Genomic DNA, 18,779 nt, shown 5'->3' on the forward strand with positions numbered 1-18,779 from the left:
TTCGAGGAGCGCGCAGATCAGAAAGGGCGCTTGGATCGGATGACCGCCGCGAGGTATTCGTAATCCGCGGCCCGCGCGGAAGACCCTCGATACGCGAGCCCGATCGTGCGACCGGGAGCGGGGGCCGTGAAGCGGGCGGTGCCCAGATTCGCGCGCGCGGTCTCGGCGGCCACGGCCATCTCCGGGATGAGCGTCACCCCGAGCCCGCCGGCCACACACTGCACGACCGTGGTCAGCGAGGCGGCACGGGTATCGCCGACCGTCCCGGGTTGCACGTCGGCCGAGCGGCACAGGTCCAGAGTCTGATCGCGCAGACAGTGGCCCTCGTCGAGCAGCAACAGCGGCAGGTCGGCGAGCGCGGGCGCGGCCAGGTCGGTGCGGCCGGCCAGCTCGTGCCCGCGGGGCGTGACCAGCACGAATTCCTCGCTGTAGAGGGGGATCTCGACCAAGCCGTTGGCTTCGGTCGGCAGGGCGAGCACCGCCACGTCGAGCACACCGGTGCGCAACCCGTCCAGCAGCCGCGCGGTCTGGTCTTCCACCACCTGGGGTAGCACCCCGGGCAGTTTGCGGCGCAACTCGGGCAGCAGTTCGGGCAGCACGTACGGGGCGACGGTCGGAATGATGCCCACGCGCAGTGTGCCGCCGAGGGTGTCGCCGGTCGCCGAGGCGACGAATCGATCGGCGGCTTCCAGGGTCGCCATGGCCTGCGGCAGCAGTCGCATTCCGGCGGCGGTCACCAGCACGCGGCGGGTGCTGCGCTCGATCAGCTGGAGCCCGAGTCCGTTTTCCAGTGATGCCAGTGCCTGCGATAACGTGGGTTGACTCACAGTCAAACGCGCTGCGGCGGTGCCGAAATGCCGGTATTCGGCGACGGCCACGAACGCACGCAGCTGCGACAGGGTTGGCTGATAAGTCTGATCACTCACACCTATCAGTGTACGACCAGCAATCGGCTTTACCTTTCAGTAGGCTGACATCAACCACACCACGAATGAGGAGACGAAGCATGGCTCTGCTGACCATCGGCGACCAGTTCCCGGCATACAACCTCAAGGCCGTCATCGGAGGCGACCTCTCCAAGGTCGACGCGCAGCAGCCCGACGATTACTTCACCCAGATCACCAGCGACGACCACGCCGGCAAGTGGCGCATCGTGTTCTTCTGGCCCAAGGACTTCACCTTCGTGTGCCCGACCGAGATCGCCGCGTTCGGCAAGCTGAACGAGGAGTTCGCCGATCGTGACGCGCAGGTGCTCGGCGCCTCGGTCGACAACGAGTTCGTGCACTTCCAGTGGCGCGCACAGCACGAGGATCTCAAGACCCTCCCCTTCCCGATCCTGTCGGACCTCAAGCGTGAACTGGCCACCGCCTCCGGCGTTCTCAACGCCGACGGCGTCGCCGACCGCGCCACCTTCATCGTCGACCCGAACAACGAGGTGCAGTTCGTCTCGGTGACCGCCGGTTCGGTCGGCCGCAACGTCGACGAGGTGCTGCGCGTGCTCGACGCCCTGCAGTCCGACGAGCTGTGCGCCTGCAACTGGAAGAAGGGCGACCCGACCATCAACGCGGGTGAGTTGCTCACCGCCAGCGTCTGAACCACTTCCCCACCGAAACACCCTGAAGGAGCCCCACTGTCATGAGCATCGAGAACCTGAAGAACTCTCTTCCCGAGTACGCCAAGGACCTCAAGCTCAATCTGTCCTCGCTGGCCCGCACCACGGTGCTCAACGAGCAGCAGCTGTGGGGCACCCTGCTCGCTTCGGCCGCCGCCACGCACTCGGCGACCACCCTGCGTGAGGTCGCCGAAGAGGCCGCCGACGTGCTCTCGGCCGAGGCCTACGACGCCGCGCTGGGCGCCGCGTCGATCATGGGCATGAACAACGTGTTCTACCGCGGTAAGGCGTTCCTGGACGGTCGCTACGACGATCTGCGCGCGGGCCTGCGGATGAACATCATCGGCAACCCCGGCGTCGACAAGGCCGACTTCGAGCTGTGGTCGTTCGCGGTGTCCTCGATCAACGGCTGCGCGCACTGCCTCGAGGCGCACGAGAAGACGCTGCGCGAGGCCGGTGTGTCGCGTGAGGTGATCTTCGAGTCACTGCGTGCGGCGGCGATCGTCGCCGGTGTCGGCCAGGCGGTCGCGTCCACCGAGGCGCTGGCTTCGGCTGCCGTCTGATTCGTCGGTTTCGCGCCTGTTTCGAGGCACGGCGGCCCCGATCCGGATTTCCGGATCGGGGCCGCTGCCGTGCTGGGATCGGACGTGTCTTGGCGGGCTCGCGGGTCGGTGGGCCTCGCACAGCGGCCCGGTAGGCTCGCGATCATGAACGCACATGATGTGCCCGATACCCCGAACATCCAGGTCGAGGTCGTCCGAGTGTTCACCGATCCGGCCGGAAACCTCGGCAACGCGCTCGGCATCGCCCGCGCGGGCGACGTCGTCGCCCTCGACAAGCAGGAACTGGCGGCACGGCTGGGGTTCAGCGAAACCACGGTCGTCTCCGATCCGGTCGACGGCGTCGCCGACGTCCGCATCTACACCCCGGCCGTCGAGTTGCCCTTCGCCGGGCATCCCACCGTCGGCACCGCGTGGTGGCTCGACGTACAACGCACGCCGGTGCACACCTTGCGGGTGCCCGCGGGGCCCGTCGCCGTCAACCGAACCGACGGTCTGACCTGGATCACCGCGCGCGCCGAGTGGGCACCGAAGTTCGCCTTCCAGCAACTGGATTCGGTGCAGGAGCTGGCAGCCTTGGTCCCCGTCGACTTCACCGACGGCCAGCATTTCTTCTGGGCCTGGACCGACGAGTCACGTGGCGCGCTGCGCGCCAGGATGTTCGCGCCCGCCATGGGCATCGCCGAGGACGAGGCGACCGGGGCGGCGGCGGTCGCGCTCACCGCCCAGTTGCGCCGCGGGCTGATCATCACCCAGGGGCAGGGCTCACAGCTCTACACCGAGTGGGACTCCGACGGGTGGGTTCGCCTCGGCGGACGGGTCGCCGAAGACCACGTGGTGGTGCTCTAACTCTCCGGTTGACCGCCGAAGCGGCGCAACCATGGCGGTCTGGCCGCCCAGTGGCCGCGTCGCTGTGGCGCGGCGCCCAGGTCGGCGAGGATGCGGGTTTCGAGCGCGCGGGGCGGGGTGTGCTGGTCGTCGGCGGCCAGCAGCGCGAGCACTTCGTGCACACCGCGCACGCGGGTGGCGAACTGCGACAGACTGTTCGGGGTGGTGGCGGTGAGCCTGTTCTCGATGTGGTGGTGTTCGAGTTCGGCGACCGCGTCGAGCGCGTAGGCGTCGGCCAGGGACAGGACCGAGCCGGGCGGGCACCACGACTGCCTGGCCGTCCACCGGGGGATCCGCTGTTCGGCGAGCCGTTCGATGCCCTCGCCCAGCAGCCTCGTCACCATCGGCACCCGTAGGCCCAGTTCACGGCCGATGGCGCGGTAGGTGCGACCGCCGTAGTAGGCGAGGACGAAGATCTCGCAGTGGCTGTCGAGGGGGTCGTCGAAACCGAGTCTGGCCGCGGCCGCCAGCCACGGCATGTCGTCGCCGCCGCGGCGGTCCAGACGCGCGCGCTGAACCGCGAGACGATGGATCTGGGCCAGCAGCCAGGATTGGTCGGGGGTGAAGGCCGGGCCGTCGTGGGCGATCCGGGAGGGCGCGCCGAAACGATCCGTCCCGAGACGTTCGGCGTCGATGCCGACCGCGCCCGACCGATCGACATCGATGTGGCCGAAGGCGTGGTCGGCGTTCAGACGGTCGGTACCGGTGTTGCCCGGCTCGGTGACCTCGGATGGGTGGTCCGCGTGGGAGCCGGGCAGACCATGGACTGCGTCGTCTGTGCCCTGGTGGCATCGGTCCGGGTGGTCCGTGCCGAGGCGATCCGGGGTCTCGGAGCGAGAGCCTGCCTCGGTGCTCGCGCGGTCGGGCAGGCGGGAACCCTCGTGGGAGTAGACGACGCCGCGACCGAAGGCGACATCCATCGCACCGTAGGTGTGGGGGGCCAGGTCGGATCGTTGTTCGGTCGCGACGAACGCCGAACGCCCCCACGGCGTCCCGAGGTCCGGCCCGGGACGCGACAGCGGAGCTGGCTCGGTGTGGTCGTCCCTTGATTCCGCGGCGGGGAAATCGGGTTCCCGGCCGGCGTCGTCCTCGTCGACGATCCACTGCGCCGATCTCGCCCGTCGATAGCCTTCGCGGACCACATCTTCGGCGGCACCGCGGCGGTGCAGCACCCGCAGGGCCAGCCCGAACGCGGCGGCGCCGGTGGCGCGGTAGAGCGCGCGCATCTCCTCGCGATCGTCGGCACCGGCCACGATCGGGGGTATCCGCGGACCGGCGCCGCGCGACCCCGGCGGCGGTTGGGGACCGCGCTGCCCACTCATCGTCGAATTCCTGCCCGCACTAAGGCAATTCGCAGCGCGAGCGGTTGTGGATCGGTATTCACCGGCCGATCGCGGCGATCAGCATGAACGCGGTCCCGATGTCCATCACCACATGAGGCACCAGCGCCGAGGTCAGCGGGTGGGAACCGGCGGGATGAACGATGCGGTGCCAGCGTGACCGGTGACCGGCCGTACCGAGGACGAGCAGCGCATCGAGGCCGAACAGCACCGCCAGCCCGACGGCGGGCCAGCGCGCCCCACCGGGGTCGTGCACGGCCCCGTGCCCGGCCATCGCGTACAGCATCGCCGCAGCCGCGAGGGTGTGATAGCCCAGCGCCAACACACCGTCGGGTGCCGAACCGGTGCGCCACTCCATGACACGTTCGGCGAGCAGGATCGCGAACGCCACGGTGAGGGCGGTGAGTATCGCGCGCATCGCGTGCGGGTCGGTCGCGGCGGGGAACACCAGCATGGCCAACATCACCAGGCACATGAGCAGGTGCGCGCTGTCGGAGGCGGTATCGATCCGGTGCGCCGACCGGGTTCGCCCGGTCAGCCGGGTCGCCACGATCAGCGATGCCAGGACGAACGCGGCGACCACCGGCCACCGCACGAACGCATACTGCTGCACGAAATCGGCCACACCCCACCACTTTCGAGTCGACACCCGCGTCACCATGCTCGCACCCGTGCTGGTGCCCCGGGGCGTTTTCCGCGGTCGGGGCGTGCCTCGTCCAGATGCCTCGCGGAAGCGGACACCACCGCGAGGCCCTCGCGCCGTGCCCTCGGCACCGCTCGCTCAGCACGGCGAGCTCACTGCCACCGTGGCCGACCCGGATCGATGGGCCGCGGCATCGATCGGCAAACTGGACTTATGACCGATAACCCGACTGCTGCGGTCGACCAGCTTCGCGTGGTGGCCGATGATCTCACCGGCGCGGAAATCCGGAGCCTGCTGGCCGCCCACCACGCGGAAATGGCGGACACCACCCCCGCCTGCAGCATGCACGCCCTCGACCTCGCCGCCCTGCGCGATCCCGCGGTCACGGTGTGGAGCGCGTGGTCCGGCGAGGACCTCGTCGGGTGCGGCGCGCTGAAGGAGCTCGACGCCGAGCACGCCGAGATCAAGTCCATGCGCACCGCCGACGGGCATACCGGCCGCGGTGTCGCCGCCGCCGTGCTCGCCCACCTGGTCGTGGTGAGCCGAGAACGCGGGTACCGGCGGCTGAGCCTGGAAACCGGCGCCGAGGACTTCTTCGCCCCGGCCCGCCGCCTGTATCTGCGCCACGGGTTCGCTGAATGCGGCCCGTTCGGCAGCTACTCCATCGACCCGCTGAGCCGCTTCTTCACCCTGCGGCTCGATCCTCGCTGATCCCGGATCGGCGTCGGCCACGCCACGCTGTCGGCTCAGCGCAGGCGGAAGACCGGGCCCCGGGGGGCGAACGGTAGGCAAGCGCCCGCGGGGACGAGGAACGCATGTTCGCGGCGGATCCGTACCGCGTCGCACTGCCCGTCGGTGATCACCAGAATCGGGCCGTCGACCGGGAAGTCCTCGGCTCGTTCGAGCAGGCGGATGCCGGGCTGCAGGATCGTGCCGCCGCGACCGCGCACCCGCACGCCCGCGGCGATCTCCTCCACCGGCAGGTAGCCCGCGTCGTAGGCGGCCGCATCGCAGTAGACGACTCTGGCTCGCGGCACGTCTCGGGCCAGCGCGTAGGACGCGATCGCGCCGAGCCCTTTGCCGAGCAGGGTTACGTCCATCGAACCCGACGTATCGAGGACTACCCCGAAGGTCGGCAACCGCACGTTCTCCTCGGGGCGCACCCACGCCGTCGGCGGTGCGCTCGCCGCCCGCGGTGGCCAGCGCCGCACGGGCGGCGGCCGCGATACCCCGCGCGAACCGGGCGGGGTTGTCGACGCGTTTCGCGGTCTCGGCCGAGGTGAGCAGGAAGTCGGCGAACCCGGTGCGCGCGAAGGCATCCGGCACTGCCGTATCGCGCCACCGGGCTGCGGCAGCGTGCTCGTCGGCCAACTCGGGCGTCGGCGGGATGTCGGCGGGGCGGGTGCCGATCTTCATCGTCGTCAGGTAGGTGTCGACGGCGGCACAGCACGCCGCGCGGTAGGCCGGATGCGGTGCGCGCACGTCGCGCCTGCCCTCGGGGTCTCCCGGGTCGAGGCCGGTGATGTTGGCGGGCACCGTGTTTCGTGGATCGAGGTGACCGAATCCGGCGTGGAGCAGGCAATGCGCGAACACCCATGCCCATTCCTGTGCGGTGGCCCGGCGTTTCGGGTGATAGCCCACGTAGCTGCCGCTCAGCCGCGCCCACACCGCACGAGGAGTCCGCTCGTCGAGGCGGTACAACTGGGTGGCCAGCGGCCGCAACGCCGGGTGGGCGCATGCCGCCTTCCAGCCGTCGTCGACCGCCTGCTGCCACGGATCCGCGACCGTGCGCCGCTTGCGTGCCATGCTCAGCGCCGCGCGGCCAGGCGCGGCAGATCCCGCGACACCTCGATGAGGAACCACGACGGCAGTACCGGCATCCCCTCGGCATCGGAGGCGATCACCAGTTGCGCGCACTCCACCGAGATCTCGGCGAGTTCCACCAGCAGCGACTTGGCGCGCATCACGAAGCGCTGCACCGTCGGCGAGGTGTGCGCGCGGTCGCCGGGGAGATCTTTGATCAACCGGACGCGCATCGTCTCGGACAGGAAATAGAGCAGGTCACGGTCGGCCGGGTCACGCGGCCACCCGGCGTCACCCTTGAGCACCGCGTCCAGGTCGTAGGCGTGGCGGATCGTTTTCACGAAGGCGCGGAAGCCGGAACCGTGGCCGAGGGTGAGCGTGCCCGCGGCGAGGACCTGCAGGGTCGTGTCGTCGATGTCGTCGCCGCAGGAGTGCAGCGCGTCGGAGAGCATGTGCCAGCCGCGCGGCGTGGAGAAAGGTGCCTCGGTTTTGGGCGGCGCCGACCACAGGTGATCGGGGCGCTGGGTGAGGTAGCGGATGATCCAGGGGTGAATGTCGTGGGTGGTGGCCCACTGCAGCCAGTCGTCGACATCGGCGCGCAGGTGCAGGTGCACCATCCGGTTGACCAGTGCCGAGGCCATCGGCCGGGCGAGCGCGTTGTCGGTGGCGCGATTGCCCGCGCCGATCACCACCGAACCGGCGGGCAATTCGTAGGTCCCGATCCGGCGGTCCAGGATCAGCGAATAGAACGACTTCTGCACTTCCGGTGAGGCGGCGTTGAGTTCGTCGAGGAACAGGCAGTAGGGCTCCGGTCGCGCGATCAGCTCCGGCGGTGCGAAGCGGCTGCGATCATCGACGATCTGCGGGACACCGATCAGGTCTTCGGGGGCGAGCTGGGTGCCGAGGAGCGTGACGCACTCCAGGCCGAGCGAATCGGCGAAGGTCCGCACGAGCGAGCTCTTACCGATTCCCGGCGCACCCCACAGGAACACCGGCCGCACCACCGCGACATGCAGCAGCAATTCCGGTAGTTGGTCCGGTGTCACGGTCACCGATGCTTGCACGCAGGTCCTCCCCTGTTCGATCAGAACAGAGCAGGCTAGCCCGCACGACTCCGGGCCCGCCAGCGAGTTTCGCCGACGGGCCCGGTGTCGATCGACTCCCGAATCAGCCCAGGGCGCGGGCGAATCCGTCGGCGAGCTCGGCAACCTGGGCGTCGGTCATGACGAACGACGGCGAGATCTGCATGGCGCCCGCACCGGCGGCGCGGCCCGAGATGCCGTGTTCGCGCAGGGTTTTCACCAGGGCGGGGCCCTCGGACGGGTCGGCGAGCTGCACGGCCGCCACCGCGCCGAGTCCGCTGCGGACCTCAGCGACGCGGGGGTGGTCGGCCAACGGCGCCAACGCGGTGTGGAGGGTGGATTCGAGGCGGGCGGCTTCTTCCAGGAGGCCCTCGCGTTCGACGATGGCGAGGTTGGCCAGGGCCGCGGCGGCCGCGCCGGCGTGGCCGCCGTAGGTGTAGCCGTGGCGGAACCAGGTGCCGCCGGCGAAGAAGGGCTCGGCCAGGTGGGGAGCGATGAAGACCGCGCCCATCGGGAGGTAGCCGGAGGTGAGGCCCTTGGCGGTGGTCATCAGATCGGGCTGCAGGTCGAAGCGGGTGGAGGCGAACCAGGAACCGCCGATGCGGCCGAAACCGGTGACGACCTCGTCGGCGACGAACAGGATGTCGTGGTCACGGCAGATCTGGCGGACCTCGGCCAGGTAGCCCTGCGGCGGCGGGTACACCCCGCCCGCGCCGATGATCGGTTCGCAGAAGAACGCGGCGATCCGCTCGGCGCCGACCTCTTCGATCAGGGCGAGCAGCGATTTCGCGTCGTTCCATTCGACGGTGCGGGTGTCGTCCACCAGCACGCCGTAGCCCTCCTTGTTCGGCGCCAGACCGCCGAGCGCGGTGCTCGCGTAATGCATGCCGTGATAGGCCAGACGTCGCCCGACCAGGATTTTCTTGTCGGTGCGGCCCTGCTCGTGCCAGTAGCGGCGGGCCAGTTTCGCCGCGGTCTCCACCGAGTCGGAGCCGCCGGAGGTGAAGAAGATCTTGCTGCCGGGAACAGGGGCGATCGACGAGAGTTTCTCGGCGAGTTCCTGGGTGGGCGCTTCGGTGATGTCGCCGAAGTTGGAGTAGTGCGCGATGGTGCGCAACTGGTCGGCGACGGCGTCGGCGATCTCGCCACGGCCGTGTCCGACATTGGCGAACCACAGCCCGGCGGTGGCGTCGAGGTACCGCTTGCCCGCGGTGTCGAAGACGTAGGCGCCCTCGCCGCGAGCGATAACGAACGCACCGTCACGATCGACGGCACCCATATCGGCGAATCCATGCCAGAGCGCATTCATGGCTCCACATTTACCCCACTGCGCCGACAGGCGCGCACCTGGCCCGCCGCCGGGTCAGCCTGCTGACTTGCGTTCGCGCCACCGAGCGGGCAGATCTCCCAAGCCGGCCATCGCGACCGCGAGCACGACGAACACCACCAGCAACACCACCAACCCGATCGTCAGCGACACGTATCCCTGCGTCCGTGGGTCGAAGTATGAGAGAATTGGGGTTACGTACAAATCGACCGGCAAACAGGGCCGTGACCAGCAATATCGAGCGAGGTAGCCCACATGTCGGAATCAACTAACGTTTCGCCCCGCCGCGCCGTCATCTACTGCCGGGTGAGCGAGGACAAGGCGCACGGCCGATCGGTGGCCGAACAGGAAAAAGAGTGCCGCGCAGATTGTGAGCGCAGCGGGTGGCCGGTCGGCGAAGTGATCACCGACAACTCTGTCGGCGCGTCGCGGTGGTCGTCGGGCGTTCGGTCCGGTTTCGAGCGGTTGGCAGACGTGCTTCGCTCCGGTGATGTGCTCGTCTACTGGGAGGCTTCGCGCGCTACCCGAGACCTCGCGACGTTCGTGCTGCTGCGGGAGATGTGCGCGAGCCGGGGCGTGTTGCTCCGCTACTCCGGCAAGACGCTCGACCCTGCCAGCGGCGCGGACCGGTTCACGCTCGGGCTCGACGCGCTACTCAGCGAGAAAGCCAGCGAGGAGACGCGGGAACGGGTACTACGAGCGCACAGGGCCAGTGCGGCGGCGGGAGAGATCCACGGAGGGCGGACCGCGTTCGGGTACATGCGGGTGGGTGTACGCCAGATCGAGCCGGACCCGGAAACCTCGGTGCTGGTCCAGGGGGCGGCTACTCGGGTTTTGGCGGGCGCGTCGCTACGATCCATCGCCGCAGATTGGCGCACGAAGGGAGTCACCCGGTCCGATGGCGGGGTGTGGACGGGCGCTGCGATCGGCCGGATGTTGGTTCGGCCGGTCTACGCGGGCAAACGCGCTCATCAGGGGCGAATCACGGCGGACGGCAACTGGGCTCCGCTCTGGGGAATCGACCAGCACCGGCGATTGGTGGCCCTGCTCAGCGATCCGAAACGGCGGACACAGCGCGGCATCCAGGTGAAATACCTGCTGTCCGGTATCGCAACGTGCGCGGGGTGCGGCGGTCCGGTCGGGTACCACGAGAACCACCGAACACCAGGCCAATACCGTTGCCGCACTGGTCGATCCGGGTGTGTGTCAATTCGCGCCGAATGGGTCGATGACTACGTGACCGGCAAGGTGTTCGAGCTGTTCCAGCACATAGCGGCCGACCTGTTCCTGTTCGGCGACGACACAATGCCGCAAGCGCACCAGGACAAGGCCGACGAACTACGAGGGCGCTTGGACGAGTTCACGGAAGCCGCAGCGCGAGGAGATATTTCGGTGTCGATACTGGGCAAGATGGAACGGTCACTACAGCCCCAGATAGACGACCACGAGCGCCGCGCCGCTGGCAGAGATCCACTGTTGGCCGCGCTGGTGGCCGACCCTCACGGGCTGTGGAATGGGGACGGCGGTGTCGAGGGGCAACGGAACATCATCCGGCTAGCCTTTCGGATCACGCTGCACAGTCCGGGACGCGGTGCGCGGGAATTCAAACCGGAATGCGTCGATATCCGGCGCATAGAACAGCGCGCGGCCTAATTCTATTCATGCATAAAATCGACTCCATACACTGGGTTTCGCGCCGACCTCGAGCGAGCAGGACCGGAACCACCGAAAAGGATAGGCAATTTTTTGCGGGTTTTCGCCCAAAAACGGGAGCGAATTTTGGGGTAGCCTCTGCATTTTCGCAGGTCAGAGCCATGTTTCTAACTTTTTAACTTAGGGAGAGAAGGGGTCGGACCCGGCGTCGAGCCCTGCTCCCGGTTACCCCGTGTGGGTATAGCCCCCCCCAGGGTGTGCGCGCCAAGCCATACGTTGCGACGCATAATCATTCATCTATTCAGCGAATGTCCACGCGCAGTTTTCATGTTCACTAGCTGCGCACTGGGCACGCGGGGCGCTGGAAGCGTGTTGGGTTTTGGCGCGTCCTGTCCATTCGCCACCGATCAAAGGGGCACGGTTGCGTCTTGCGCGCGGTTCGGGCTGCGCGACCTTTCCACCTTGCACACGTTCTAATCTTTCGACTGTTTGTTCGTTCGCTGTTGAAATACGTTGCTTGTATTGCATTCTCAATATCTGTTCTCTGATAAGCATTGCAAGACAAGCATATTCAGTGCACAAGACACACGTCGTTTGGGCGTATCACGATGGGCAAGGCGTGGTCTACTGCTCGAGCTGCTCTCGGTCCAACCTAGCTTGGATGTCGTGCACCTTGGGTCGGTCGTCACGCAGGGGTGGAAGCAAGATACACAGCACGATCACGACCAACGGAATACCTATTGCGACGCATAGCAATACCACGATCCATAACGCACTGAGCACGTTTCGATGCCTTCCGTTGGCTACTTGGTAGGCACCCACCGTCGGGGACTTGGGCAACATTCCTGCCCGGGCGGCTCAATGCTGGGCCGGAATGTTCGGAGCGTCGACCCGACGGCGGGGCCACATAGAGACTCACAGCAACGGATGCGCGCTGTCTGTGGCACTCTCGGAAGGGCAGCCGCGGAAATGCTACCTACGACTGAAACCTACAGTGCCAGTTCAGTATTCGAGTTTCATGAAGTCGGCAAGGTCGCGCATCTCGGCGGTGAGGGTGCGCCGCTTACGGACGATGCGACCGAGGATGTCACGAGCCATACGCTGTTCGGCCAGCCACGGACGCGCCTCTTGCGAGAGCTTCACCAGCACATCGAAAGCGGCGTCGTACTGGCGTAACTCGAGGTTCGCGGCGGATACGTCGAGTAGATGCCGATTGCGGTTGTCGCTGGTCGGGCGCTGGTCCGGGGGGATCTCTCTTGCGAGCCTGAGCGCGAGGTCTGGTCGGTCGTCTACCAGGGCATTTTCCACGCGCTTCATGTCGACGGTCGCCACATCGAAAGTTGTCCAATATTGGTGATATGGGCCGGATTCCGGACGTACGGCAACGGCACCCGCGCGGGCGAGTCTCATCATGTCGTCGGCCTCATCTGCCCGGTTGTCCCGAACAGCAGCCGCTGAGCCGCGCAACAGCAACCATCCCCAGGTGGACAGTTCGCGCGTGGTGGCGGTCGAGAAGCGCGGTTCGGTGCGATCGGCCCATGCGGTAGCCAGCGTGCGCACGGTGTCGAATTTCCGTTCCACGATCAGCAGCCAGCACAGCGTGATCACAGCGGATGCGGCGTCGAGCACGTTGCCGGTCGATTCGGCGTCGGCCAGGGATTGATGCAGCGCTGTTCGTGCGGGCTCGAGGTTGCGTGTTTGAACCATCGCGGAACCGGTGAGTTGCAGCACGCGAGATCGCAAGACGGGCGTCGCGGTGGCGCTGTCGGCAATGAGGCGCGGAAGGATGCGAGACAGTTGCTCGTATTCGTTGTCGTGGTAGAGCCGGGTCGCGTGTGCCAGTACGGCGTCCATGCCGGGGGCCGGTTCGGGGGCGCTGGGCTGTAGGGCGGCGAGAGCATCGCGGGTGGGTGCCCAGAGTTCCGCCGGTGCCGTGTCATCGGGTGGGGGCGGATCGCTGCCCAGGAGCGCACTCAGCGGGCAATCCAGGGCCACGGCGAATCGGCGTAGCGTGTCCATCCGGGCTGTGTTGCGTTCGGCCTGCTCGAGCTTGCGGACCAGCGACACGGACACCCCGGCGGCGTCGGCTAGTTCGCGCTGAGTCAAGCCCCGGCGCACGCGCACCGATCGCAAGAGTTCGCCCAGCTCGGCAGTCATGCCCTACAGGCTAGGCGCGGGCGGCTGATGAGGCGACTAACGCTGGCGTCGCACCGGAAGATCCAGGGCCAGCGTGACGGCCGGATTACCCCTGGTCTCGAGGGCAAGCGCGTCGAGTAGGGCTTGCAAGTCGTCTACCAGGGCGTCAACGGTGACGTAGGTTCGTCCTGCCGCGCGGATAGGGGCTGTCGTCGGTGTGGGCATATCTCCCAGGGTGCGCGGCGACGGCGTGTGTGTCTATGGCCGTTTCGTTATCCAGCTTGGCCGTTTCGTTGCGGCGTGCGCTGGGCAATCAGCCGGTCCAGCAGGGCTAGCGCTGCTGTGTTGCCGGTCCGGCAGGCTTGTTCGCGCAGCCAGAGCAGACGGCGCAGCGGAATCTTTCTGTTTTCCATGTTTGGTCCTGTCGAGGAAATGAGAAAGGCCGGTACTCGGGGCGCTGTGATGGAGGTGTCACGCGCTGCCCCGAGTACCGGCCTTTTCTGTTGCGCCGCATGTGATTCCGGTCCCGGCTGGCAGATCGAGCGAGAAGAGGGGAACCAACCCTGTGAGACTCGATCCGTGCCAGCCGCGCGAGGGTGGATACCGGCCTAATCACATGCGGCGCGGGGTGATCCGATGCCCAGAGCCCGAGGAAGGAAGAAGCCCTATTTCTCCGAGCACCGGATCACGTTCTAGCGCCTGCCGTTACGCGGTGGTTGCGATGTTCAGCAGACGGAAGGCATTCGGCACAAGCACATCCGAGCCGGTGCGGTACCAGAGCACCATGCCGCGCTGTCCGGTCGGGCGGCGGTTGTCTCCAACCAGGTGCTGCACGATCTCGACGGTGCTGCCGACGCGGTCCACGATCACAAACTGACTGAAGTCACCGTAGAGCAGGTTGTAATTGCTCTCTGTCGCAGCGGCATTCAGCACGCCATCCATGTTCGAGTTCTCGAAGACAGGGCGGCCCAGCAGCATCGGCGGATTCTGCGTCAGCTCTGGGAACTTGATCGAGCCGTTGATGGTCTCGAACTGCCGCGCGCTGTTGAGGGTCGCGAGATGTGCGTTCCACTTGGCATTCGCGGAGAAGCGAGCCGGAAGCGCGTTCTGCACCTTGTAGATGTCTGCGGCGGCGAAGGTCTCGGCGGTGGTCGGCGAGATCAGCGGGACCGAACCGGCGGACGCCACCAGGCTGGTGATGATGCCCTTGGGTGCGGTCGAGCCGTTGCCCGTGGTGTAGGCGGTCGCGTTCTGCTGCTCAGCGGCGTCGGCAAGAACTCCCTGTAGCTGCTGCACGAAGGAAAGGCCGTCGCCCTCGAGCTCGAAGCTGTACGGCACGAACACATCACCCTTGTGCACGGGGATCGGCGCGGGTGCCAGGGTCGGACTGCCATCGGCGAATTCCGTTGCCTCTGCGGTCCATTCGGCGGTCGCGCCAGCGCTGGTAACGCCGTTCCACGAGTCCGACGTGGTGGTCACGACACGAGAGATGGCGCGCAGCGGGTTGTTGGAACCGCCATTGCTGAGCACGATCGCCGGATCGAGGTGGGTGGGAACGATGTACTGTCCCGAGCCACCGACCGACATGGCGCGTTCCTCATTGAGGCTCTGGACAGCGCGGAACGCTTCGGCCTCTTCGGGAGTGAACAGCATGTGGCCTCGGTGCGGATCGGCTGCCAGCTTGGCGAACGCGCGGGTGTACTCCGGGCTTCCGGCCGATGCGGCCCAGCGCTCGGTCCAGGTGCGTGCGGCGGTGTTGCCCTTGCCCATCAGACGCTCGACAGTCGAAGCGGACTCGGCGCGCAGGATGTCGGCCTTTACGTTGGCGTCGAGATGGCGCATGGCCGCGTTGTATTCGGCGGATCGCTGCTCGGAGTTGCGCGCGGTGGGGCGCTGTTCGTCGCGTGCGGTGGCCTTGATGTTCTGGATGCGCGTCTCGATATCGGCGATCTGCTCGCGGGTCTCGGGGATGCGCTGCTCGAGGTAGTCGAAACGGTCGGCATCCTCGGCGCTCATGTCGGCGTCATCGCGCGTGACGAGTTCGGCCACCTCGGAAGTCATTTCGGCCAGTTTGGTGCGGAGTTCGGTAATGGTCTTCTTCATGATCTGTTGTCTTTCAATAGTTTTCGGGTAGCTCAGAGTTCGATACCGAGTGCGGCGGCTCGTGTGCGTGCGGATTCACGGCTCATCGGTAGGCGCTCGGCGCGGTTGGTGCGCTGGCCATCTCGGACAGACACGGTGGTCTGCTCGTACGCCGGATTGAGGACCGGGCCAGCTTCGGTGAGGCGAACCTCTCGAATGGTCCGGCGGATCGGTCCTCGGCTACCGGGGTCCATCATGAGGCGGTATGCCTGCTGCGGTGTGAGCGCGGCACCCTTGCCATCGGTCCAGGTTTCGAGCAGGACGTGAAAGGCGATAGACATACCCAGTACCGCGCCAGCTTCGACGGCCTGGCGTACCGAGTCGGCTGCCGGGGTGTCGAGCAGTCTGCCGCGCACGTGGAGCCCGTGGGAGTCTTCGCGGATCTCCTCGTAAACGCCGATTGGGAGACTCCCAATGGCCGGATCGCGTCCATGGTTGTACTGCATAGAGATTCGATTGCCGCGCTCGGCCAGCGTCTTCTTGAATGCGCCGGGTGCGATCTGCTCGATGAAATCGCCTTCATAACCACCGATTCGAGTGCTCGCATTGAACACAGCGGCGTAGCCCTCGAGAGTGCGCCCGTCGCCACCGGTGAGCCCGTCGCGGAACTCGGTGATGCGGGAACGGTTTCGATACTTGAGCTGGGGATTTGGTGCCATTGCGGCGGTTTCCTTCGATCGGGTCAGGACAGGGACGTTCACAGCGAGCGGATGACTGGCTGTGTGGTCTGCTGTCCGGTGAACCCGAGAGGTCCGGCCGTGCGGCGGAGATACTGCGGCGGTGGTGGTTTCTCGCTGAGCGAGTCCGGCCGTCCGTGCGTTGGTATTATTATACCGCACATCCCCTGGCCGCGCCTTCAGACGTGAGTTCGCGCAGCTCAGCGAATCGAACCGAGCCGCGCGGCATCACCCACGTTCGGCCTACTGCGTCCAGCTCTCCGGAACGGTGTCGGGCACGGCAGGCAGCCACCCGGCCCCGAATGCGTCGTCGTCGTCGTCGGCGTCGTCGTCGCTGTGCAGGTAGGCCAGCGGAATTGCGGCCAGGTCGAGCGGTGCGCCGGTGGGATCGGTCCCCCAGAACAGATGCACCACGCCGTCGTCGGCCTTGGCGAACACCTGCACGGCTTGGCCTACCCGGTACAGGAACTCGTGGGGGTCGGCCTTGCTCAGCGCCATCTTGGCGTCCAGAATGGCGCGGCGGAGCTTCACCTCATGCGGGCACAGTCCATCGGTGGACACGGCCTGGTCGATCTTCACGAACTCGGCGGCCACGGAGTCGGCCAGGACGCGCGCGTTTTCGATCGGGATCATTTCAGTCCTCTCGGTCGGTCTTGCGGCGTGGCGGTGGCGGTGCGAGCTTGCGGCGCGGTTGTGGTGGGATACCGGGGCTGTAGGGCCAGTTGCCGCGCCCGGTGGCATCGAGCGAGCCTCGGACCGGCCGTTTACGCTTGGGCATTGCGGTTCCTCCCCGTGGGTAGCTGGCGGCGGTATTGGTGTGGCAGCTTGCGGTCCAGGCGAAGGTGGATTTCGGCTCGCGCCACGGCTGCGCGCGTGGGGTGTACGGGAATTACCGCCCCGGCAGCGACCAGTCCCGTAACCCCTACCCGGACTGCCCAATTGGCGCAGTCACGAATGACCGGACAGCCTCGGCACAGAGCCTTGGCCGCGTCGCTGGGCCTGTTCGGATAGTGGGGGATCGAAGCGGGCAGGTTGTCGATATCCCAAAGATCGGGATCATCTGCGTTGCGGCACTTCGCCTCCAACATCCACGGCTCACCGGCCGCGAGATCGAACGGCTTCACGCGCGGCCACCATTTCCCTCGATCGGGTTGCGGCGCTTGGGTATCATCTGTCGCCGTTCGCGCTCCTCTAGTTGGAAGGGGAATGGCCCAGTCCCCATGAGAAATCGGTTGATCGCCCGGTCGAGTCTGAGCGCGGCCCTGTATCTCTCTCTGGCTCGGGCGCGTTGGTAGTGAGCCATCCCCTTGAATGACGGAAGGCTTTCTGGATCAATGTCTTTCACACTTCAGCCCTCCAAGGGACTACTTGGCCGTGGGTGCATACAGAACCCTCCACCGTGATATGTTGAATGGGTGCTCAACATAAGTTGAGGTTGATCGAATTGCCCGCCCAGCAAACGGAGAACGAGAGATGCCGAACCCCGATTATCGAGACAGCGATCCGGCCCGCATTCGCGCCTACACGCGGCACGTCCGCGACGCAGCGCCGCCCTCCGAGCCGATCGACAGGGATTTCACCGATACGGTTTTCGAGGGCGTGCAGATTCCCGACGCGATTCACCGACATGCATCCGGCGCGCTCACAGAGATTCGCTTCAAGAGTGACCGATCGGGGAAGGTGCGGGACTGGTTCGCGACGTGGCGGTGAGTTCTGCTCTGTCTTCACACGCGGCGTCGATGTTGCTCAGGAATTCCTCGGCGCGATCATTGCCGTGGCCGTAAATGGTGGCTGTGATCGGCCAATCCGTCTGCGACTCATCGAAATCATGATGCCCCCAGCTGTCCATCACGGCGTCCTGCGCGGCTACCATCGCCTCATGGAACAACTCGCCTAACGCGGCCTGTTGCTCGTCGGTGAGCGTGGCGCGGTTCTTCCACAGCTTGTAATAGGCAGGCACCAAGCGGATTTCGAGGTATTCGTCACCTCGCCGCGTCTTGACCTGCGCGTGGAATGCGTCGCGGGACAGCACGATTTCGTTTTCTGCTGCATTCTTGGTGGTGCGTCGGCGGGTGGCCCTCTTGGGCGTAATCTCGTTCCATCGCCAGAACTCCGGGGCGCAACGTAGACCGCCGTCCGCTTCGACCCACAGTCCCGCATTCAGCAGCCGAGCGCGAATTTTCCTCTGGCTTCGCGGTTTTCCGAGCGCGTGGAACACGAGTTGCACCTGACTATCCGATAGAAACCCGCCTTCTCGCTTCGCGATGGCGCGCACCAACAGGCAGTGGTGGACCATGAATTCGTCCCCGGACAGCCCCTTGTCCGCTATGAATCTCTCATCGAATTGAGCTGGATATTTCGTCAGCCGCATGGTTTTCATGGCGCGGTCTCAGTCTCGAGCAGCACCAGGATTCGATCGTGTGCGCGCGTAGCCAGGTCGGTTGAAATACCAAGAGCTAGCAGGTATTCACGAAACTTGCGGACTCCCCGAAGCGCCTCCCTGGTATCTTCGCCGTCGGAAATCCCCCGATGAGCGAGTTCAGCGAGGAAAATGGCGGCGACAGTGTCGGGTAGCGGCGCGCTCTTTGGAATCGACTTCACTTCACACCGGCCCGACGTATCGCCGCGCTCAGGGTTTCGATCTGCGCGGGTGTGAACGGCGCGGTGTCGACTGTGAACGTTTCGATTACGCCCAATAGGCGTTCGGTCACGTAGTCCCGGCGCGCTGCGCGTATCTCGCTTTCGGGTGCGCCGGTCCGACTCAGCACGCCTAGCCGGGAGCGAGTTCTGCACATGGCGGGGTTCATCGGGGTTCGCATGGGAAACCCTCTCGGAATCGACAAGGGGGTGCGCGGTGCTCGCCGGTCTGCCGTTTGACACGTATTCGTCAAAGCCGGTGACCCAGGCTCGATGTGG

At 66.3% G+C, this 18,779-nt stretch carries 21 protein-coding genes; 7 read left to right on the top strand and 14 right to left on the bottom strand.

Features of this window, described 5'->3' with window-relative positions; translation table 11 throughout:
• Positions 1-17 precede the first annotated feature (17 nt).
• Positions 18-926 carry a hydrogen peroxide-inducible genes activator gene (locus tag ACWFRF_RS14235; protein WP_379314789.1) on the bottom strand — a complete coding sequence of 303 codons (909 nt, stop codon included), beginning with the start codon at positions 924-926 and terminating at the stop codon, positions 18-20.
• Positions 927-1,006: 80 nt separating this feature from the next.
• On the opposite strand from ACWFRF_RS14235, the gene ACWFRF_RS14240 reads away from it, so the two are divergent.
• The 3 genes from ACWFRF_RS14240 to ACWFRF_RS14250 all read left to right on the top strand — a co-directional run bounded on the left by ACWFRF_RS14240 (position 1,007) and on the right by ACWFRF_RS14250 (position 3,021).
• On the top strand, positions 1,007-1,594 hold the full coding sequence (locus ACWFRF_RS14240; RefSeq protein ID WP_378988580.1) for a peroxiredoxin: 588 nt from the start codon (positions 1,007-1,009) through the stop codon (positions 1,592-1,594).
• 41 nt (positions 1,595-1,635) lie between these two features.
• Positions 1,636-2,175: a carboxymuconolactone decarboxylase family protein gene (locus ACWFRF_RS14245; protein WP_452450271.1), complete on the top strand. Its 540-nt coding sequence runs from the start codon at positions 1,636-1,638 to the stop codon at positions 2,173-2,175.
• Between the two features lie 144 nt (positions 2,176-2,319).
• Positions 2,320-3,021, top strand: a complete 702-nt coding sequence (locus ACWFRF_RS14250; protein ID WP_452450273.1) for a PhzF family phenazine biosynthesis protein — start codon at positions 2,320-2,322, stop codon at positions 3,019-3,021.
• Here the strand turns inward: ACWFRF_RS14250 and ACWFRF_RS14255 are convergent.
• Positions 3,018-4,382: an RskA family anti-sigma factor gene (locus ACWFRF_RS14255; protein ID WP_452450275.1), complete on the bottom strand. Its 1,365-nt coding sequence runs from the start codon at positions 4,380-4,382 to the stop codon at positions 3,018-3,020. The two genes, ACWFRF_RS14250 and ACWFRF_RS14255, sit on opposite strands and share 4 nt — an antisense overlap.
• A 58-nt stretch (positions 4,383-4,440) precedes the next feature.
• Positions 4,441-5,049: a DUF5134 domain-containing protein gene (locus tag ACWFRF_RS14260; RefSeq protein ID WP_452450277.1), complete on the bottom strand. Its 609-nt coding sequence runs from the start codon at positions 5,047-5,049 to the stop codon at positions 4,441-4,443.
• A 207-nt stretch (positions 5,050-5,256) separates the two neighbouring features.
• Between ACWFRF_RS14260 and ACWFRF_RS14265 the strand changes: the two genes are divergently transcribed.
• A complete protein-coding gene (locus ACWFRF_RS14265; protein WP_452450278.1) occupies positions 5,257-5,754 on the top strand; it encodes a GNAT family N-acetyltransferase in 498 nt (165 codons plus the stop codon).
• Positions 5,755-5,789: 35 nt separating this feature from the next.
• Here the strand turns inward: ACWFRF_RS14265 and ACWFRF_RS14270 are convergent, their stop codons facing one another.
• Positions 5,790-6,188 carry a hypothetical protein gene (locus ACWFRF_RS14270; protein WP_379314329.1) on the bottom strand — a complete coding sequence of 133 codons (399 nt, stop codon included), beginning with the start codon at positions 6,186-6,188 and terminating at the stop codon, positions 5,790-5,792.
• A gap of 32 nt (positions 6,189-6,220) precedes the next feature.
• On the opposite strand from ACWFRF_RS14270, the gene ACWFRF_RS14275 reads away from it, so the two are divergent.
• Complete coding sequence (locus ACWFRF_RS14275) at positions 6,221-6,472, top strand: hypothetical protein (protein WP_379314328.1); 252 nt, start codon at positions 6,221-6,223, stop codon at positions 6,470-6,472.
• Between the two features lie 379 nt (positions 6,473-6,851).
• Here ACWFRF_RS14275 and ACWFRF_RS14280 read toward each other — a convergent pair whose 3' ends face one another.
• The gene (locus tag ACWFRF_RS14280) at positions 6,852-7,910 is read right to left on the bottom strand and encodes an AAA family ATPase (protein ID WP_378988568.1); all 1,059 of its coding nucleotides are present in this window, start codon (positions 7,908-7,910) and stop codon (positions 6,852-6,854) included.
• 103 nt (positions 7,911-8,013) lie between these two features.
• Positions 8,014-9,237 (bottom strand): aminotransferase family protein, encoded by a 1,224-nt coding sequence (locus ACWFRF_RS14285; protein ID WP_378988566.1) that lies wholly within the window; start codon positions 9,235-9,237, stop codon positions 8,014-8,016.
• A gap of 273 nt (positions 9,238-9,510) precedes the next feature.
• On the opposite strand from ACWFRF_RS14285, the gene ACWFRF_RS14290 reads away from it, so the two are divergent.
• Positions 9,511-10,908 (top strand): recombinase family protein, encoded by a 1,398-nt coding sequence (locus ACWFRF_RS14290; protein ID WP_452450281.1) that lies wholly within the window; start codon positions 9,511-9,513, stop codon positions 10,906-10,908.
• Between the two features lie 1,002 nt (positions 10,909-11,910).
• Here ACWFRF_RS14290 and ACWFRF_RS14295 read toward each other — a convergent pair.
• From ACWFRF_RS14295 to ACWFRF_RS14325, 7 genes are all read right to left on the bottom strand, one after another.
• A complete protein-coding gene (locus tag ACWFRF_RS14295; RefSeq protein WP_452450283.1) occupies positions 11,911-13,065 on the bottom strand; it encodes a helix-turn-helix domain-containing protein in 1,155 nt (384 codons plus the stop codon).
• 251 nt (positions 13,066-13,316) lie between these two features.
• Entirely contained in the window at positions 13,317-13,457 is a 141-nt protein-coding gene (locus ACWFRF_RS14300) for a hypothetical protein (RefSeq protein WP_452450285.1), read from the bottom strand.
• Positions 13,458-13,749: 292 nt separating this feature from the next.
• Positions 13,750-15,147 (bottom strand): phage major capsid protein, encoded by a 1,398-nt coding sequence (locus ACWFRF_RS14305; RefSeq protein ID WP_452450287.1) that lies wholly within the window; start codon positions 15,145-15,147, stop codon positions 13,750-13,752.
• Between the two features lie 32 nt (positions 15,148-15,179).
• Complete coding sequence (locus ACWFRF_RS14310; protein ID WP_452450289.1) at positions 15,180-15,887, bottom strand: HK97 family phage prohead protease; 708 nt, start codon at positions 15,885-15,887, stop codon at positions 15,180-15,182.
• A 219-nt stretch (positions 15,888-16,106) separates the two neighbouring features.
• Complete coding sequence (locus ACWFRF_RS14315) at positions 16,107-16,496, bottom strand: hypothetical protein (RefSeq protein WP_452450291.1); 390 nt, start codon at positions 16,494-16,496, stop codon at positions 16,107-16,109.
• A 1-nt stretch (position 16,497) separates the two neighbouring features.
• Positions 16,498-16,641: a hypothetical protein gene (locus tag ACWFRF_RS14320; protein WP_452450292.1), complete on the bottom strand. Its 144-nt coding sequence runs from the start codon at positions 16,639-16,641 to the stop codon at positions 16,498-16,500.
• Positions 16,628-16,951, bottom strand: coding sequence for a WhiB family transcriptional regulator (locus ACWFRF_RS14325; RefSeq protein WP_452450603.1), 324 nt, complete (start codon positions 16,949-16,951; stop codon positions 16,628-16,630). The genes ACWFRF_RS14320 and ACWFRF_RS14325 overlap by 14 nt, the downstream gene beginning before the upstream one ends.
• Before the next feature lie 385 nt (positions 16,952-17,336).
• Between ACWFRF_RS14325 and ACWFRF_RS14330 the strand changes: the two genes are divergently transcribed.
• Positions 17,337-17,573, top strand: a complete 237-nt coding sequence (locus ACWFRF_RS14330) for a hypothetical protein (RefSeq protein ID WP_452450294.1) — start codon at positions 17,337-17,339, stop codon at positions 17,571-17,573.
• Here ACWFRF_RS14330 and ACWFRF_RS14335 read toward each other — a convergent pair.
• A complete protein-coding gene (locus ACWFRF_RS14335) occupies positions 17,521-18,243 on the bottom strand; it encodes a hypothetical protein (RefSeq protein WP_452450296.1) in 723 nt (240 codons plus the stop codon). The two genes, ACWFRF_RS14330 and ACWFRF_RS14335, sit on opposite strands and share 53 nt — an antisense overlap.
• Positions 18,244-18,779: the final 536 nt, after the last annotated feature.

It is taken from the genome of Nocardia sp. NPDC055165, from assembly GCF_053606985.1.

Bases quoted from the DNA above. Each gene is read 5' to 3' on its own strand.
- ACWFRF_RS14240 (WP_378988580.1), top strand. From the start codon at position 1,007: ATGGCTCTGCTGACCATCGGCGACCAGTTCCCGGCATACAACCTCAAG.
- ACWFRF_RS14245 (WP_452450271.1), top strand. From the start codon at position 1,636: ATGAGCATCGAGAACCTGAAGAACTCTCTTCCCGAGTACGCCAAGGAC.
- ACWFRF_RS14250 (WP_452450273.1), top strand. From the start codon at position 2,320: ATGAACGCACATGATGTGCCCGATACCCCGAACATCCAGGTCGAGGTC.
- ACWFRF_RS14255 (WP_452450275.1), bottom strand. From the start codon at position 4,382: ATGAGTGGGCAGCGCGGTCCCCAACCGCCGCCGGGGTCGCGCGGCGCC.
- ACWFRF_RS14265 (WP_452450278.1), top strand. From the start codon at position 5,257: ATGACCGATAACCCGACTGCTGCGGTCGACCAGCTTCGCGTGGTGGCC.
- ACWFRF_RS14285 (WP_378988566.1), bottom strand. From the start codon at position 9,237: ATGAATGCGCTCTGGCATGGATTCGCCGATATGGGTGCCGTCGATCGT.
- ACWFRF_RS14290 (WP_452450281.1), top strand. From the start codon at position 9,511: ATGTCGGAATCAACTAACGTTTCGCCCCGCCGCGCCGTCATCTACTGC.
- ACWFRF_RS14295 (WP_452450283.1), bottom strand. From the start codon at position 13,065: ATGACTGCCGAGCTGGGCGAACTCTTGCGATCGGTGCGCGTGCGCCGG.
- ACWFRF_RS14300 (WP_452450285.1), bottom strand. From the start codon at position 13,457: ATGGAAAACAGAAAGATTCCGCTGCGCCGTCTGCTCTGGCTGCGCGAA.
- ACWFRF_RS14305 (WP_452450287.1), bottom strand. From the start codon at position 15,147: ATGAAGAAGACCATTACCGAACTCCGCACCAAACTGGCCGAAATGACT.
- ACWFRF_RS14315 (WP_452450291.1), bottom strand. From the start codon at position 16,496: ATGATCCCGATCGAAAACGCGCGCGTCCTGGCCGACTCCGTGGCCGCC.
- ACWFRF_RS14320 (WP_452450292.1), bottom strand. From the start codon at position 16,641: ATGCCCAAGCGTAAACGGCCGGTCCGAGGCTCGCTCGATGCCACCGGG.
- ACWFRF_RS14325 (WP_452450603.1), bottom strand. From the start codon at position 16,951: ATGTTGGAGGCGAAGTGCCGCAACGCAGATGATCCCGATCTTTGGGAT.
- ACWFRF_RS14330 (WP_452450294.1), top strand. From the start codon at position 17,337: ATGCCGAACCCCGATTATCGAGACAGCGATCCGGCCCGCATTCGCGCC.
- ACWFRF_RS14335 (WP_452450296.1), bottom strand. From the start codon at position 18,243: ATGAAAACCATGCGGCTGACGAAATATCCAGCTCAATTCGATGAGAGA.